Here is a 15,697-nt window from a genome sequence, read left to right as displayed (position 1 = left end):
TTCAACGCAGATGATGCACAACCTGGTTGCTGCTGCCGCGCCAGATAAGCATAGGATCTTTTAGATCCTGCACGAACTTGCCGTCGACCAGGACGTTAATCAGATCCACCACTTCCTTCTGCTGCGCATTCAGTTCATCCAGCTTGTAACCCGTCCAGACCCAGATGTCTTTTCCCGCGCACTCGCGGCGGATGCGTTTTACCAGCTTCAGGATCGCCGGCACGTTTTGCGGATGGAGCGGGTCGCCGCCGGAGAGCGAGATCCCCTGGCGTTTAATGCGCGTGTCGTTCAGGTCGTTGATGATGCGGTCTTCCATCTCAGCGGTAAACGGCATACCCGAGTTCAGGCGCCAGGTGCTTTTGTTATAGCAGCCGGGGCACTCGTGAACGCAGCCTGATACAAAGAGGGTGCAGCGGGTGCCGGGGCCGTTGACGATGTCGACGGGGTAGTACTGGTGATAGTTCATCGCGAATAACCACGCCGGGTGGCGCTGCGCTTACCCGGCCTACAAAAGAGAGCGGTCCGTAGGCCCGGTAAGCGCAGCGCCACCGGGCATTAACGTGGCAGTGGATTACCCGATCTGCCCATTTCCCAGATGTTTCACCCTGCGCTTCACCTCTTCCTGCTTACCGGCGTTAAACGGACGGGCGTCCGGGCTGCCGAGGTAGCCGCACACGCGGCGGGTCACGGAGACGCGGGCTGCATCGTGGTTACCGCATTTCGGGCAGGTAAAGCCTTTGCTGGTACACTCGAACTCACCGGTAAAGCCGCACTCGTAGCACTCGTCGATTGGCGTGTTGGTTCCGTAGTACGGAACGTGCTGATAGCTGTAATCCCACACGTCTTCCAGCGCCTTCAGGTTGTGCTGAATGTTCGGGTACTCGCCGTAGCAGATAAAACCGCCGTTCGCGATGGGCGGATAGGCCGCTTCGAAGTCGATCTTGTCGTACGGGTTCACCTTCTTCTCCACATCGAGGTGGAAGCTGTTGGTGTAGTAACCTTTGTCGGTCACCCCTTCCACGATGCCGAACTCGGCGGTATCCAGACGGCAGAAGCGATCGCAGAGGTTTTCGCTCGGCGTGCTGTACAGGCTGAAACCGTAGCCGGTTTCCTCTTTCCACTGGTCTACCGCATCGCGCAGGCGCTGCACAATCGCGATACCTTTCTCACGCAGGGCGTCGTTGTCATAGATGTGCTTGTCGCCAAACAGCGCGTTAATGGTTTCGTGAATGCCGATATAGCCGAGAGAGATCGACGCGCGACCGTTTTTGAAGATCTCCGACACATCATCATCCGCCTTCAGGCGCACGCCGCAGGCCCCTTCCATATAGAGAATTGGCGCGACGCGGGCTTTCACCCCTTCAAGGCGGGCGATGCGGGTCATCAGCGCCTTACGTGCCAGCTGTAAACGTTCATCCAGCAGCGCCCAGAAGGCCGCTTCATTACCTTTGGCTTCCAGCGCGATGCGCGGCAGGTTCAGGCTGATGACGCCCAGGTTGTTGCGCCCGTCGTGGATCTGCTCGCCGTTCTCATCTTCGTACACGCCGAGGAAGCTGCGACAGCCCATTGGCGTTTTAAACGAACCGGTGACTTTTACCACCTGGTCGTAGTTCAGAATGTCCGGGTACATACGCTTGCTCGCGCACTCCAGCGCCAGCTGTTTGATGTCGTAGTTCGGATCGCCAAACTTGTGGTTCAGGCCGTCGCGAATGGCGAACACCAGTTTCGGGAACACCGCCGTTTTACGGTTTTTACCGAGGCCGGAGATACGGTTACGCAGAATAGACTGCTGGATCAGGCGTGATTCCCAGCTGGTTCCGAGGCCAAACCCGAAGGTCACAAACGGCGTCTGGCCGTTGGCGGTGTGCAGCGTGTTTACTTCATATTCCAGCGACTGGAACGCGTCGTAGCACTCTTTCTCGGTGCGGGAACGGGCATAACCGTCGGCGTCCGGGATCTGCCACTCTTCCGCCGTTTTACGGTGTTTGTTGAAGCTTTCGGTCACGAACGGGGCCAGCACTTCATCGATGCGGTTAATGGTGGTGCCGCCATAGATGTGGCTCGCCACCTGGGCGATGATCTGCGCCGTGACCGCCGTCGCGGTGGAGATGGATTTCGGCGGCTCAATCTCGGCGTTACCCATTTTAAAACCCTGGGTCAGCATGCCTTTCAGGTCGATCAGCATGCAGTTAAACATCGGGAAGAACGGCGAGTAGTCGAGATCGTGATAGTGGATCTCACCGCGCTCGTGCGCCGAGACTACATCGCGCGGCAGCAGATGCTGACGGGCATAGTGCTTGGCGACGATACCGGCCAGCAGGTCGCGCTGGGTCGGGATCACTTTGCTGTCTTTATTGGCATTTTCATTGAGCAGCGACGAGTTGGTTTGCTCTACCAGGCCGCGGATCTCCTGGTTAAGGCGACCCCGTTTCTCACGCTGGACGTCACGGTCGTGACGATACTCAATGTAGGCGCGCGCCAGCTGCTTGTACGGACCAGACATCAGCTGGTTTTCAACCGCGGTCTGGATCTCGTTGATATCCACCTGGCTGCGTTCATGCATCTGGCTGCTAACGACTTCTGCGACGGTGGCGCAGTAATCTGCGTCATCGACTCCCGCTGCTTTAGCTGCACGCAGAATGGCTTCTTTGATGCGCTCTGATTTAAACGGCACTTTACAGCCATCACGTTTCATCACATGCGGTGTCATGATCACTCCATTTTAAAAACAGGTTATCCACAGAGGTGGAGAAGTATTCACCGGGCGTATTCCTCGCCGCGGCAAAGACTTCCCGCGTGCCCAGCCCGTGTTATCCACAATTCCGGCCAGCGTAAGCGCCGTCTTGTTGTTGGAATAGTAGACGATAAATACAAGATGTTGGGTCGGCGTGCATTTTAAGTGCTACATATAGTGATTTGCATCAAACATGTTTGCGATTTTTTTGATGCAGGACAAAGTAAAAAGACGAGAGTACAAACGGCGGGCGCTGGGGCAATTGTAAAGACGCGAAGGAAAAATCTGATTAATTATTCAACAAAAACAAGCGCTCAGCAGAGCCTGTGCTGAGCGCTGCTCGATTAACTCACCCCGCAGACCCAGCTCAACCCTGCCTGTAAAAAGGCTGCGGTAGCAATACAGCCCAGCACCACGGGGATGAGAAAGGAGCGATCGGGGCCATCGTCCTGTACTGGCGGTTCTTCAGCATTCAGGACGGACAATGCCTCTTCCCGGGTGCGCGCCGCCAGAAGCTGCTCACGCACCCGCTCATCCGTTAGTCTGCTGGTCAGCGTCGTCAGCAGTTGCATATGCGTACTGCCTGCTTCCGCTGGCGGAATGGCGAGCAGGAAAACCATTCTCACCTCTTCATCACCTTCCAGCCCCGGCCAGCATATCGGATCGTCAAAGAGCGCCAGACAAAATGCTGCCTGTAGAACCGCCTCGGTTTTACCGTGCGGGACGGCGAGTGCTTCACCCAGCGCGGTAGGACCTTCACTTTCGCGTTGTAAAACGCTTTCGATAAATGCCTCTCGATCGTTGATGACATTCTGCCTGGCGAGCGGCTCGGTGAGCCAGCGGATCAATGCTTCAGGCGTACGTTGGGGCGGGTTGATAAACACCCGATCGGGATGCGTCAATGCCAGCAAGTTCATATTAAGCCTCAATCAAAAAATCGCAGGTTGCGGAAGGTGAGATCGCTGTTACCGGTTGCACGGGCTCTTCCAGATAGTTGATCTGACGAAGCCCCGCCAGACTTGTCGGAACGGGAACCGGCTGTGTCCCGGCGTTAAATACGCGTAAGACGGTGCCATGCAACTGCTGCGCATGGGGCAGTGCGGAAAGGATGAGCGGCTCTGGCAAGGTCAGTAGCGAGAATTCTGCCGGAAGCCTGCGTTCGGGCAGACGCAACGCAAAGCGCTCAAGACGGCTATCGAGCGTGTGTAACGCTTGCGGTTGATAGGAAAAAGGCTGTCCAGCCGCCTGATTTTCCAGCTGGCGCAGCGTGAGGTGGTCGGCGTTGTCGGCCAGCGCGACGGTGAATGAAAAGTGCAACGGTTTCAGCAACTGGGCATCAGGAGTCTCAACCACCGTATTATTGATGCCGGAGGCCCGACCCGGTCGCCACTCGAGATCGCTGCGTCCGAGCACGCCCGTCGATTTAAACATCGTCAGGGCAATAGCTGCTGGTTCGCTGCCGATAATCTGAAATTCTTTCATGCCACGGCTAGTCACAACCAGCGCTTTACCCGGTTCCGTAACAGCGATAATGCCCTCGCTGGTTTCGATATCCACGGGCTTCTCACGATAGCGTTCTTGCCATTTTTCACCGTCATATCCCGTTTCGCGCTGGATGATTGCGAAGGGCAGTGAGGCGATAGCGTGACGGGTGTGAATATCGCTGCCGATCAGTAAACGTAGCCGGTGATCGCAGTGGCTGTTTTCCAGCGAAGCCTCGACATACAGGTTCGGATCGTCATGGCGTAATTCACAGACCAGACGAATGGATAACGGCGTTCGTGCCGTTTCCTGACGGCTGGCGAGATCCTGCGGAAGAAGCATTGTGGCCTCGACGGTTAGCTTTTCGACAAGCTTCGTTTTCACGCTGTCGACGAGCGTAAAATGCGAACAGCGCGTCGGTGTGTCGCCCGCAAGCGGCGAAAAATCGTAGCTGTCGCCCGCATCAGCACAGTCTTCGAGAGTAAAGAAAGAGGGGATGCGTCTGCCGCTGCGTTTGTCTTCCAGGGTAAGCGTTCCGGCGTCCAGCGACAGTCGATAATGCGCGTTCTCAATCTCGCTGCCCTTTATCTTTTCAGGCTCCTGAAAAGGCGCACGGCCATCTACAACGTTAACGGTGAGATAGCCGATCGGCGGCAGAACCGGTGTCTTTACCGCTACGTGCCAGCGGTAATAAGGGGAAATGGGCGTTTCGCACTCGCCCTCGGCGGTAAGGGAGATCGCCGTTCCGCCGGGCAGAATATCCCTTTTCAGGACGTCGAACGGGATGGGCAGCCCCTGATACGTCAGGGCGATATTATCAGCCCGGCTATACAGGGTGGTTATCACCACCCGCTGCGTTGGGGTAGCCAGCGGGTTAAAAATCAGCAGGTCGCCTTCCTGAGCGCAGGCGGCGGCCAGGGTTTTCACCACCAGGTTCCACAGGCTGTGGCACAGCTGTTCGGTTTGCTCCAGCCGATGCAGAATATCGCGGTTGGTGGTATCGCTATTACAGCCGCCAATTGAATCGTGGGCATGGTTTCGCAACAACTTTTTCCAGAGGGTATCGACCACCGAGAGGTTCACCGGCAGCCCCTGATGACGCGCCATGGCGATTGTCGGCTCCAGCCGCCGCAGGATGAACTGCTCAACATCATCATTTTTCTTTTTGATGTCGTAGCGCACGGAGCCGATCGTTTTATGGATGCGGGTATAGCGCGGCGATTTCAGCTCTCCTTCCCAGCGTTCAAACTGTTCACGCTGCGCGCGCAGAATGTCGACGTAGCGCTCCAGCGAACTGATAACGTACCGGTCTTCATTGGGGGAGCGTGCGCTGGCGATCTGTAGAATTTTCGGCAGCGCCGGGTCGATACTGACCTGATCGCCGCCGCAGGGCAGCAGCAGGTCATTTATTTCGGCCCGCGAGCGCAGGAGATTGACCATCGGGAAGATTTTTCCCTGCAAATGGCTCGCGTCAGAGGAGATGTTTTTAGCCGCGCCGTAACCGAATGCCATCGCGCAGGCGATAACGGTCGCACCTGACGGCGCCCGCCACAGGAACTGGCTGCTTTTCGCCTGTCTGTCGTGATCGATGCCGCGCCAGAAGACGATGTTGTCGATATTGCAGCCCTGCAAAATCGTGGGCATTTGCGCATTGTGGCCGAAGGTGTCCGGAAGATACCCGACCTGCATGGCGTGCCCCAGCTTACGGGCGGCGAAGATGCCGTACTTGAGATTGCGAATAATGGATTCGCCATGCACGTTGTAGGTGTCCGTCTGGGTATACCACGGCCCTACAAAGATCCTTTTTCCTCTGACCAGTTTTTCCAGCCTGGCGCGATAATCGGGATTGATGACGAGAAAATCCTCCACTACCGCCATCTGTCCGTCAAGGTGATAGCAGGTGTAAGCGGGGTCCTGCTCCAGCGTGTCGATGACGTCCGCAAAGTTAGATGACGCCAGCACCATGCTGTCCTGGCGGGTGAAATACCACTCCTGATCCCAGTGCGTATGGGCAATGATGTGGATCTGATTCATGACGTTCCCCTTATCTAGCGTTCTTTGGGCTGACATAGAGCACGCCCAGAGCGCAAATCAATGCGCCAATAACGACGCTCGCCAGGTAGCCCGCTACATTAGTCGCCAGCGGCCAGCCCCAGACGGCTGGCAGAGGCAGCGTCTGCTTCACGCCAAGGGTAATAGCGACCAGCGCGCCGGCGACGGCACCGGTCATGAACACCGGGATAAGACGTGGGTTTTTCAGGATGAACGGGATCGCGCCTTCGGAGATCCCAATCACGCCCAGCAACAACGAGGTGCTACCGACGGTTTTCTCCTCCTGGCTAAAGACATCCGGTAATCCAAAGCGACCGTTGAGGAACGCAGCAAAGCCGACGCCGATGGAGGGGATCACGATGGAGAGTTCACGGGCGGTTAAATCAAACGTCTCGCTCATGCCATTCAGGCCGAGCGCGACCGAGCCTGCCGCCTTGTTGACCGGACCGCCGAGGTCGAATGCGGTACCTGCGGCGATCATCGCGGAATAGAACCCGCGTCCTGTGTCACCTGCCGAGGTAAAAAAGACCACCATCAGCTGGTTAAGCGAGCCAAAAATCGGGTTGATCAAATATTCCATGACCATCACCAGCGTAATGCCGGTGATGAGTGGGACGACAAGCATGGTTTTAATGGTGGTGAGCTGCTGACGGACGTGAATCGAATCATTGAGCCAGCGCACCAGATAGCCCACAAAAAAGCCGATACCAATGGCACCAAAAAAGCCGGATGGCATAAAGCCTTCGATATCAAAGAAGCGCTTATAGACTTCGTCTGACATGATGCCGCCGATAAGCCCGGGGATAAGCGCGGGTTTACCAGCAATGGAAAACGCCAGATACATGGCAAAAACGGGATACATGAACTTAATGGTCATAAAGCCCACTTTATCCAGCACGCTGAACGGCGAATGTTCGATGTTAATAAACTGCCCGGTAATTTTGGCCGTCGCCATCATCAGCCCGCCCATCACCACGACCGGCAGCATATAGCTGATGGCCGCCATAATATGGCCAATAAAAATCTGGTAAGCCGAACGCTGGAGATCGTCTTCTTGTGCGACAGTGGTGACGTTTTTTTCCATGGCCAGCGCCCGACGCAGATAGCGATCGGTATGTTTGATCAGCTCTTGTGTGCGGGTTTGAAGGTGAGGAAGGTTTTCAAAACGCTCGGCATCCTGAATGGGAACGTCGGTTGCCAGAATAATGGCCGTGGCGGAGGCGATATCCTGTTTTGTTAAGCGGTTTTGAACGCCATCGCTGCCCTGCGTTTCGACCTTTACCTCAATATTGTGCTCGTTAGCCCATGCAATAATTTTATTTGCCGCCATAAAGGTGTGTGCGATGCCTGTTGGACAGGCTGTTACCGCGACAACTTTTTGTTTCGTCATTGTCATAATTCCCTGAATGTGAAAACAGGGGAAGTATAAAGAGAACCTAAAACAGTTTTTAATGTTTGCTAATACTAATTACGTATCGTGATACGCGTAAATGCAATGTGTGAAGCGCCTTCCAGAGACTATTTCTCTGTTGTGTTAATATCATCGCGGGATTAAACGGGGCGTAATAGATGAATTCATTCCAGGGAAGTGAGCGTTTGATATTTGAATACATTCAGCATCATGCGTGTAATATTTCTAATATATCGGCAAAAGAGATTGCCCGTGATACCTTTACCACGACAACATCCGTTAATCGTGTATGTAAAAAAATGGGCTATAAAAGCTATACCGAGCTTCGGTACCGTTTTTTACGCGACCATTTTACGCCTGCACCTGCCGCCCCCGACACGGGGTCACAGGCGGATGATATTGTGACAGAAATGGCCAGGTTGCTTACGCATTCCAGCCATATCTATCTGTACGCACGGGGAGCCTCGCTCACCAGCCTCAACTACCTGTCGCGCTTTTTGTCGCTGGCGAGCCTGCCGCACCTTATTTTGAATGACATGCACCAGCTGACGCGGGTATCGAAGGGGACGCTGGTGTTGATCAGTAAATCCGGGGAGACGCAGTCGCTGATTGAAATGGCGCGTAACGCGCTGCGCAAAGGGTTGAAGATTATTGCGATTACCCGTCAGGGGTCGACATTGGTGTCGATCTCAACGCTATGCTGGCCGTTACCAATCGACATTAACGCAGTGTCTTTGTATCAGCGGGAAGGTCAGCTTGAACTGTTGAGCGCCGTGGACCGTATCGGCTGCAGGCTGCTACAGCACGATACGGTGTAGTCAGGCCGTCAGAGCTGCTTAACTATTCCCAGACGTACGGCATAATCATTTTCATGGTTGCCGTCATCGTTGATATAGGTTTTATCCAGCGATACAAGCTCGACGTAAGGCGTCCAGCCGTCGTCGAGCTTGTAGTTGAATGCGACGGTATGCTCCCAGTAGGTGTCATCCCCGGTTCCCTGATCGACGTTATCCTGCCAGCGGAAGCGCGGGTTGTAGGACATACCGAATTTGCCGATGTTATACGCGAACCAAATGTCGAACTGGTGTGACTGGCGGCGGGTATAACCGCTGCCGTCGAGTTCTTTATCGCTGTGCGCGTCATTGACGGTGTTATAGCGGTAGCGGGCGGAGAGATTCAGACCGTTATCGAATGCTTTCCAGCCCTGAATAAAAGGGCGGTAATGCGTATTGCTGGTGGTGAAGACGGTTACCATCCCTGGCGCAACGGCGAAACCATTTCCCAGATCAAAACGCCAGCGCGTTTCGATTTCCTGTGCCGCTTCCGTTAGCCCTTTGTCGTCGGGATTATATCTGTCGGTATCACCAAAAAACGTATCGTTATGGTTTTGTGCGGCTTCAACGGAAAAGTAAAAACCGTTATTCGCCTGATGCATGACCTTAATACGTGAATCATTTACATCTGAGCGTGTATTATGACCAAAGCGAAGATCGACGGACGTATTTCCGCACCATCCCTGCGTGCTCAATAATAATACGCTAATACACGTTGCTTTAATAATTGTCTTTTTCATAATATCCTGCCGAGGTTATTTAATTGGCAGGCTATTTTTATTTTGAGTGCGCCATATTGTAAAAGTTATCGTCGTACATTTAGCGTATCGCTAAACATAAAAAAAGAGATACAGCATGCTGTATCTCCTGAGGTTTATTCCTGTACCCACCAGATAGCTTCAAACGGGCGCAATAGCAACGTATCGGGTCGGAAGGGAACCTCTTCATAGTTGCTGAGTGCCACCTGCCATGCTCGCTCTGCGGGGGCGGGCTGCCACTGCTGGCGCTCGTGGCTCAGGTTCGCCACCACTATCAGCGTTTGCCCCTGCCACTGGCGGCGATAGCACCACAGGGAAGGGTGGTCAGGCAGGAGATCCTCATAATCCCCCCACGTCAGCACCGGCAGGGTTTTGCGCAGGCGAATCAGCGACTGATAGGTGTAGAACACCGAGTCGGGGTCGTCCAGCGCCGCGCGGGCGTTCACGATTTCGTAGTTGTCGCAGACACCAATCCACGGTTCGCCCCCGGTAAAGCCCGCATTGTGCGAGGCGTCCCACTGCATCGGCGTGCGCCCATTATCACGTGACTTACTCGCCAGAATCGCCAGCAGTTCATCCGTATCGCGGCCGTTAGCCCGCTGTTCGGCGAACATATTCAGGCTTTCTACGTCGCGGTAGTCGGTGATACGGCTGAAATGCGGGTTGGTCATGCCCAGCTCTTCACCCTGATAGATATACGGCGTGCCCTGCATCCCGTGCAGCACCATGCCGAGCATTTTCGCCGCCGCCACGCGGTGTTCCCCTTCGTCACCAAAGCGTGACACGATGCGCGGCTGGTCATGGTTACACCAGAACAGCGCGTTCCAGGCTTTGTTGTGCATCCCCTGCTGCCAGTGGCGGAAAAGGGTTTTCAGCGCCACGAAGTCCGGCTTCGCCAGCGTCCACTTTTCGCCGCCGGGGTAGTCCACCTTCAGATGATGGAAGTTAAAGGTCATCGACAGCTCGCGCCCGTCGAGCGACGCATACTGCTGACAGTTCTCCAGCGAGGTGGAGGACATCTCGCCCACCGTCATCAGGTTGCGCGGCGTAAAGACATCCCGGCTCATCTCCTGAAGATATTCGTGGATGCGCGGCCCGTCAGTGTAGAAACGTCGGCCATCCCCGATGGTGTCGTCCGGGAAATCCTGATCTTTTGAAATCAGGTTAATGACGTCCAGACGCAAGCCGTCCACGCCGCGATCGGCCCAGAACTCGCACACTTTTTTCAGCTCGGCGCGCACCGCCGGGTTTTCCCAGTTGAGATCCGCCTGCTCCGGCGCGAACAGATGCAGATAATACTGCTCGCTTTCGGCATGCCAGCGCCAGGCGTTGCCGCCAAACTTGGAGCGCCAGTTGTTGGGAAGCGCGTCCGGCGTACCGTCGCGCCAGATATAGAACTCACGGTACGGACTCGCTTTATCCAGCGACTCACGGAACCAGGCGTGCTGCGTGGACGTGTGGTTAAAGACCATATCCAGCACAATGCGGATGCCACGTTCATGCGCCCGGGCAACCAGCTCGTCAAAGTCGTCCAGCGTGCCGTAGGTCGGGTCGATGGCAGTGTAGTTCGCCACGTCGTAACCGTTATCCACCTGCGGCGAGATATAAAACGGCGTCAGCCAGATGGCGTCAATGCCAAGGGTTTTCAGGTAGTCAAGGCGCTGCGTTACGCCGCGCAGATCGCCGGTGCCGCTGCCGGTGGTATCCTGAAAACTCTTTGGGTAAATCTGATAGATAACGCCGTTCTGCCACCAGTGAGGAAGGGTATTCATAGTACGTTCCTGCAAATGCGAAGGGGCGCAACTGCGCCCCGAAAAAGGGAATTAAACAATCTGCAACGTGCCCTGACGGAACTTACGCTGGTAAACCACGGTAGTCAGCGCCATTGGGATGATAATCGCCACCGCCATCGCCAGCGCAAATACCTGCCAGAATGAAGGCTGAATGGAGAGGATACCCGGCAGGCCGCCGACGCCAATCCCGTTTGCCATTACGCCGTTCAGGCCGCACAGCAAGCCCGCCAGACCGGAGCCGATCATCGCGCAGAGCATCGGGAAGCGATATTTCAGGTTGATACCGTACATCGCCGGTTCAGTGACGCCGAGGTAGGCGGAGATAGCAGCCGGAACGGAGATCTCACGCTCGTTGTGCTTACGGCTGACGATAATAATGCCGGTTACAGCGGAGGCCTGCGCAATGTTAGACAGGGCGATGATCGGCCAGACCGGCGTGCCGCCGAGGCTCTGGATCATCTGCATATCGATCGCCAGCGTGGTCTGGTGCACGCCGGTGATCACCAGCGGAGCGTACAGGAAGCCGAACAGTGCGGCGCCAATCGGTGCGAAGCTGCCGGTCATCAGGTGACGGACCGCGAAGGCCACGCCGTCGCCAATCATGCGGCCAAACGGACCGATAAAGGCATGCGCCAGGAACACCGCCAGGATCAGCGAGCAGACCGGGACCACCACCAGATAGAGATAGTCCGGCACGATGCGCTTCAGACGCGTCTCAATAAAGCCCAGCGCCAGACCCGCCAGCAATGCCGGGATAACCTGCGCCTGGTAGCCCACTTTGGCGATGGTAAACAGGCCGAAGTTCCACACCTCTGGCGTTTGCTGACCAAGTAAGTAAGCGTTCATTAACTGCGGAGAGACCAGCGTCACGCCGAGTACGATTCCGAGAATGGGCGTTCCGCCCATCTTGCGCACCGCTGACCAGCAGATCCCGACCGGCAGATAGAAGAAGATGGCTTCGCCAATCAGCCACAGGAAGTCATAGATGCTTTGCAGCGCCGGGTACATCTGCGCCAGGGTTTTGCCGTCGCTCATTGGCACATCGCCGATGACGTTACGGAAGCCCAGAATTAAGCCCCCGCTGATCAGCGCAGGCAGCAGTGGGAAGAAGATCTCCGCAAAATGGGAAATCAGCTGCTCATGCCATTTCATATTCTGGCGCGCTGCCTTCTTCGCCTGCTCTTTATCGGCGGAAGAGTGCCCGGTAGTCGCCAGCAGAGCCTGATAGTAATCGCCCACTTCGGTACCAATCACCACCTGGAACTGCCCGGCGTTGGTGAAGCAGCCTTTAACCATTTTCAACTCTTCAATGGCTTTCGGATTGGCTTTGGCCGGATCGTTCAGCACGAAGCGCAGGCGGGTAATGCAATGGCTGACGGTGGCGATGTTCTCGCGTCCGCCGACCAGGACGATCAGCTGATCGATATCGGCTTGTTTGACTTTACTCATCATGAAACCTCATGACAGATGGTGAAAGGGGTTATGACCTGTGCGCAAGCCTACTCCTTCAACGTGACGGCGAAAATGGGAACGTTCCCGAAATCGGGCGAAGATCACAATAATCCGTTAGCGGGGGCTATCTGGATGCGTTTCTTGATATGTGTTCAAGCGCGTGTATGCCCTTTGAGATTTATGTCTGAAGCTTACGGGCTGTGAGGGGAGTGATATAAAAATATTCTAAATTCATGAGGTTAATAGTTAATATTTTTGAAGAAATACCGGGTCAATATCTTAAAAATACGTTTACCAGACCTAAACGTGATCTGGTTGGAACATTCATATCGCGTTCAGGCATAGGCTGCTTTCAAATTGTTAAAAAAGTCTGGGGCGCGTATGTACGGAAACAACGAGATCATCAGTTATCTACAGGCCAATAAAATACTTGCGTTAAAGCTCGACCATGCTATTACAGGTGTAAGTGAGCAAGTTAAAAATCATGTGGATACGATAAGTAAAGGCGCGACTCGTCTGTTGTATTACACCTCATGTTTCACCGATGAATACAATGACGTTTGCCAGAGACAAAAGACCGAAGATATACGTTTCAGGGATGCCGTTTATAAGGTGCTCAGTGGCGTTGATGTCGCCTATAACATGCTACAAATCTACTTTGAAGAAATTTTCAAAAACAAAACCTCAGACCAGTTAGAATACATCAAGCAGCGCCTGATGGCCGTAAATGTTCATGTTGCAGCAGTTACTCTCACAGGTGCTGGATTTACATTAGCTGTCGCCTCTTACGTTCGACTTGGTTTAAACCTCAGTCTCGAACTCAGCGCCATTGCAGGAACATGGGCATCCCGGGGTATTGCCCTTATAGGTTTTTATGGTGTCGTGCAGAAAGCTGCAGACAGTGCTTATCGACTGCATATTCAATTCCCTGCCTATTATTCTGCACTTTATGCGCAAGGACTGGAAATGCTCTATTTTCTCATTGAGCCGATATTTCATCGGGCGTGCGCGATGAAAGCGCAATGGGCGTCGAATGACCAAATTGCAGACATCATTAGCAGGATGATCCAATAGTCATGCTGAACTATATAAAACGTTTTTTACGTTGGCAAGGGAGAACTTTCTTTTCAGTTTACGGCCCAACCGCGCTAACAATTATATTCGCCATTATTCAGGCTCATTTCTTTCCAGGAAGCCCAGTCTGGCCAGTCGGTGTTTTCTTCATTGCCGTAATGATTATTTTTGGCCGTTATATAAAAGGCTGAACACTCCAATATTGATATCAACTAATAAGGAAATTATATGTCTACTCCCGCACACTTATGGCTTGAAGATGAGAACGGTTCGCCGGTTGTCGGTAGCTGCATGATACCGCTGCGCCTGGGCTCTATTGAATTAAAATCATTCTCTCACGGTGTGACCATCCCGGTTGACTCCCATTGGGGAAAACTCACTGGTACTCGTGTTCACCGCCCAATCACAATAATTAAAGAATTCGATCAGACAACTCCCCTTCTGTACCGTGCGGTGTGCGAAGGTCGAACAATGAAGAAAGCGACAATCAAAATGTACCGTATTTTGGACTCAGGGATCGAAGCCGAGTATTTTAACATCATTCTTGAAAACGTGAAGTTCACAACGGTAGCGCCATATCTGTCACCCAACGGCACGAGCAGTACTCACCTCGAAACGCTCGAATTGCGCTATGAGGCGATCACATGGAAGTATATGGAAGGCAATATCCTATATCGTGATTCATGGAACGATCGCTGTTGTGCATAATATCGAAAGAAATGGCGCAGGAGACATTGATACGCTAATTGATTTTCTGCTCCCTGCGCTTACTTTTCTTCCTGACACGTTCTACGACAGGCGGGCTGGAATAACGATCTGACGGGGCTCGGTACGCCCGGTAATTTGCTCGATCAGCTGCGCGGCAGCCTGCCGGCCAGACTCGGCATAACCCGGGTCAACGCTGATAATCTCCGGGTGTAAGAACTTCATCAGCGGCGTGCTTCCCACGCTCGCTAACTGCAACTCCCCGATGCGTTGTTCCTGCAAATATTTGCTCGCACCCAATGCAAGGGTATCCGTGGCGCACACCAGGGCGGTGGTTTGTGCAGTCAGCACGCTGGCGACCTGCTCATATCCCTGTTTCATACCCAGTCCAGGCAGCGCGGCCACGGCGGGGAGATTGTTTTTTTTACAAAACGCCAGGTACGCTTCATGGCGACGCTTGCCGGTGGTGATGTCGGCATGCGGCACGCCGAGATAGCTGATATGCCGATGGCCCTGTTCATACAGGCGCTGCATCAGGATCACGATTGCCCCTTCGTCATCGTAACAGACAGAGGCAAACCCGCTGGCGTCGCGCGCCAGCAGCACCAGAGACGGCTGCCAGGGTTTAAGCATGTCCTCTTTAAGGCCGGTAAACCCGAACAGCACTACGCCATCAATGTTGCGGCGCTGAAGCATACCGAGATGCTCCTCCACCATTTGCGCGGAAAACTTACTCTCCATCATGATCGGATCGTAGCCCTGCTCGTAGAACGCGGGCAGCATCGTCTGTACGGCGAGGTTTTCGGAGAGGGAATCCAGACGCGAGACAATAATGGCGACCACTTTATCGCTCTGCCCGCGCATGGCGCGCGCGGAGCGGGAAGGGGAAAAACCGTGCTGATTCATCACCGCCTCGACGCGCTCGCGTGTGCGCTCGCTGACACCGCTTTCGTTGTTAAGCACGCGTGAGACGGTCGATTTCCCCACGCCGCTTAAACGCGCGATGTCTTTAATCGTAAGGCGGTTCTGCATGCTGTATTCCCTGTAACAACGATAAAATAATCAGTTGAGCCTAATGCTATCCTGCGAATTCGCTATGGGCAAAGTCTGGTTTACGTGCGGTTTATTTACGAGGGGGTATCATACCGCCCGAATAGTCACAAAAGGTATGGTTAAATCCTTATACTGCGCGACGACATCCCATTTTTAACTTACCGGAGGCCACATGGATCCCGATCCCACACCTCTCCTGACCAGGAGAAAACCTTCTTTCCGGTAAGCCAGCCTTTTGCTGTCTCACCGGCGTGAGGCAGCAACGTTCATACGTTCCTGCTTGATAAATTAAGTGCCTGACAGGTACGGCTCTGCCACGCCTGCGGGAAAACTGCGTCCGCCTTTGCGGA

13 protein-coding genes are annotated in these 15,697 nt (G+C 54.2%); 4 read left to right on the top strand and 9 right to left on the bottom strand.

Translation table 11 applies throughout. The annotated features are described in order from the left end of the window. Nucleotide 1 precedes the first annotated feature (1 nt). The 5 genes from nrdG to INF86_RS09865 all read right to left on the bottom strand — a co-directional run bounded on the left by nrdG (nt 2) and on the right by INF86_RS09865 (nt 7,658). Nucleotides 2-466 (bottom strand): anaerobic ribonucleoside-triphosphate reductase-activating protein, encoded by a 465-nt coding sequence (gene nrdG, locus INF86_RS09885; RefSeq protein WP_022646867.1) that lies wholly within the window; start codon nt 464-466, stop codon nt 2-4. A gap of 105 nt (nt 467-571) precedes the next feature. Then, the gene (nrdD, locus tag INF86_RS09880) at nt 572-2,710 is read right to left on the bottom strand and encodes an anaerobic ribonucleoside-triphosphate reductase (RefSeq protein WP_022646868.1); all 2,139 of its coding nucleotides are present in this window, start codon (nt 2,708-2,710) and stop codon (nt 572-574) included. 368 nt (nt 2,711-3,078) lie between these two features. Continuing rightward, on the bottom strand, nt 3,079-3,651 hold the full coding sequence (locus tag INF86_RS09875) for a PTS sugar transporter subunit IIA (protein ID WP_193543474.1): 573 nt from the start codon (nt 3,649-3,651) through the stop codon (nt 3,079-3,081). A gap of 1 nt (nt 3,652) precedes the next feature. Next, nucleotides 3,653-6,250 carry a glycoside hydrolase family 38 C-terminal domain-containing protein gene (locus tag INF86_RS09870; RefSeq protein ID WP_193543473.1) on the bottom strand — a complete coding sequence of 866 codons (2,598 nt, stop codon included), beginning with the start codon at nt 6,248-6,250 and terminating at the stop codon, nt 3,653-3,655. A gap of 10 nt (nt 6,251-6,260) precedes the next feature. Continuing rightward, the gene (locus tag INF86_RS09865; protein ID WP_163347062.1) at nt 6,261-7,658 is read right to left on the bottom strand and encodes a PTS fructose transporter subunit IIC; all 1,398 of its coding nucleotides are present in this window, start codon (nt 7,656-7,658) and stop codon (nt 6,261-6,263) included. Between the two features lie 179 nt (nt 7,659-7,837). On the opposite strand from INF86_RS09865, the gene INF86_RS09860 reads away from it, so the two are divergent. Continuing rightward, on the top strand, nt 7,838-8,497 hold the full coding sequence (locus INF86_RS09860) for a MurR/RpiR family transcriptional regulator (RefSeq protein WP_193543472.1): 660 nt from the start codon (nt 7,838-7,840) through the stop codon (nt 8,495-8,497). 8 nt (nt 8,498-8,505) lie between these two features. On the opposite strand, the gene INF86_RS09855 is transcribed toward INF86_RS09860, so the two are convergent. The 3 genes from INF86_RS09855 to treB form a co-directional block, all read right to left on the bottom strand. Next, nucleotides 8,506-9,252, bottom strand: a complete 747-nt coding sequence (locus INF86_RS09855; RefSeq protein ID WP_048966078.1) for an oligogalacturonate-specific porin KdgM family protein — start codon at nt 9,250-9,252, stop codon at nt 8,506-8,508. Between the two features lie 134 nt (nt 9,253-9,386). Further along, the gene (gene treC, locus INF86_RS09850; protein ID WP_193543471.1) at nt 9,387-11,042 is read right to left on the bottom strand and encodes an alpha,alpha-phosphotrehalase; all 1,656 of its coding nucleotides are present in this window, start codon (nt 11,040-11,042) and stop codon (nt 9,387-9,389) included. 51 nt (nt 11,043-11,093) lie between these two features. After that, nucleotides 11,094-12,512, bottom strand: coding sequence for a PTS trehalose transporter subunit IIBC (treB, locus tag INF86_RS09845; RefSeq protein WP_022646875.1), 1,419 nt, complete (start codon nt 12,510-12,512; stop codon nt 11,094-11,096). A 384-nt stretch (nt 12,513-12,896) separates the two neighbouring features. Here treB and INF86_RS09840 point away from each other — a divergent pair, with 384 nt between their 5' ends. From INF86_RS09840 to INF86_RS09830, 3 genes are read left to right on the top strand one after another with little or no spacing between them, the layout of a single operon-like run. Then, nucleotides 12,897-13,589: a hypothetical protein gene (locus INF86_RS09840; RefSeq protein ID WP_045307830.1), complete on the top strand. Its 693-nt coding sequence runs from the start codon at nt 12,897-12,899 to the stop codon at nt 13,587-13,589. 2 nt (nt 13,590-13,591) lie between these two features. After that, nucleotides 13,592-13,780: a hypothetical protein gene (locus tag INF86_RS09835; protein WP_032670905.1), complete on the top strand. Its 189-nt coding sequence runs from the start codon at nt 13,592-13,594 to the stop codon at nt 13,778-13,780. A gap of 37 nt (nt 13,781-13,817) precedes the next feature. After that, a complete protein-coding gene (locus tag INF86_RS09830) occupies nt 13,818-14,297 on the top strand; it encodes a type VI secretion system tube protein TssD (RefSeq protein WP_023305327.1) in 480 nt (159 codons plus the stop codon). Between the two features lie 81 nt (nt 14,298-14,378). On the opposite strand, the gene treR is transcribed toward INF86_RS09830, so the two are convergent. Next, the gene (gene treR, locus INF86_RS09825) at nt 14,379-15,326 is read right to left on the bottom strand and encodes a trehalose operon repressor TreR (protein WP_022646876.1); all 948 of its coding nucleotides are present in this window, start codon (nt 15,324-15,326) and stop codon (nt 14,379-14,381) included. Nucleotides 15,327-15,697 lie beyond the last annotated feature (371 nt).

The sequence above is a fragment of the Enterobacter cloacae complex sp. I1M genome (assembly GCF_014982425.1).
In the GTDB taxonomy this organism is placed as follows: Bacteria; Pseudomonadota; Gammaproteobacteria; order Enterobacterales; family Enterobacteriaceae; genus Enterobacter; species Enterobacter intestinihominis.
Note: the sequence above shows the minus strand (reverse complement) of the source record. Positions and strands in the feature narration are given on the sequence as shown.

Coding starts and splice junctions, on each gene's coding strand:
- nrdG (WP_022646867.1), bottom strand. CDS start 466: ATGAACTATCACCAGTACTACCCCGTCGACATCGTCAACGGCCCCGGC.
- nrdD (WP_022646868.1), bottom strand. CDS start 2,710: ATGACACCGCATGTGATGAAACGTGATGGCTGTAAAGTGCCGTTTAAA.
- INF86_RS09875 (WP_193543474.1), bottom strand. CDS start 3,651: ATGAACTTGCTGGCATTGACGCATCCCGATCGGGTGTTTATCAACCCG.
- INF86_RS09870 (WP_193543473.1), bottom strand. CDS start 6,250: ATGAATCAGATCCACATCATTGCCCATACGCACTGGGATCAGGAGTGG.
- INF86_RS09865 (WP_163347062.1), bottom strand. CDS start 7,658: ATGACGAAACAAAAAGTTGTCGCGGTAACAGCCTGTCCAACAGGCATC.
- INF86_RS09860 (WP_193543472.1), top strand. CDS start 7,838: ATGAATTCATTCCAGGGAAGTGAGCGTTTGATATTTGAATACATTCAG.
- INF86_RS09855 (WP_048966078.1), bottom strand. CDS start 9,252: ATGAAAAAGACAATTATTAAAGCAACGTGTATTAGCGTATTATTATTG.
- treC (WP_193543471.1), bottom strand. CDS start 11,042: ATGAATACCCTTCCTCACTGGTGGCAGAACGGCGTTATCTATCAGATT.
- treB (WP_022646875.1), bottom strand. CDS start 12,512: ATGAGTAAAGTCAAACAAGCCGATATCGATCAGCTGATCGTCCTGGTC.
- INF86_RS09840 (WP_045307830.1), top strand. CDS start 12,897: ATGTACGGAAACAACGAGATCATCAGTTATCTACAGGCCAATAAAATA.
- INF86_RS09835 (WP_032670905.1), top strand. CDS start 13,592: ATGCTGAACTATATAAAACGTTTTTTACGTTGGCAAGGGAGAACTTTC.
- INF86_RS09830 (WP_023305327.1), top strand. CDS start 13,818: ATGTCTACTCCCGCACACTTATGGCTTGAAGATGAGAACGGTTCGCCG.
- treR (WP_022646876.1), bottom strand. CDS start 15,326: ATGCAGAACCGCCTTACGATTAAAGACATCGCGCGTTTAAGCGGCGTG.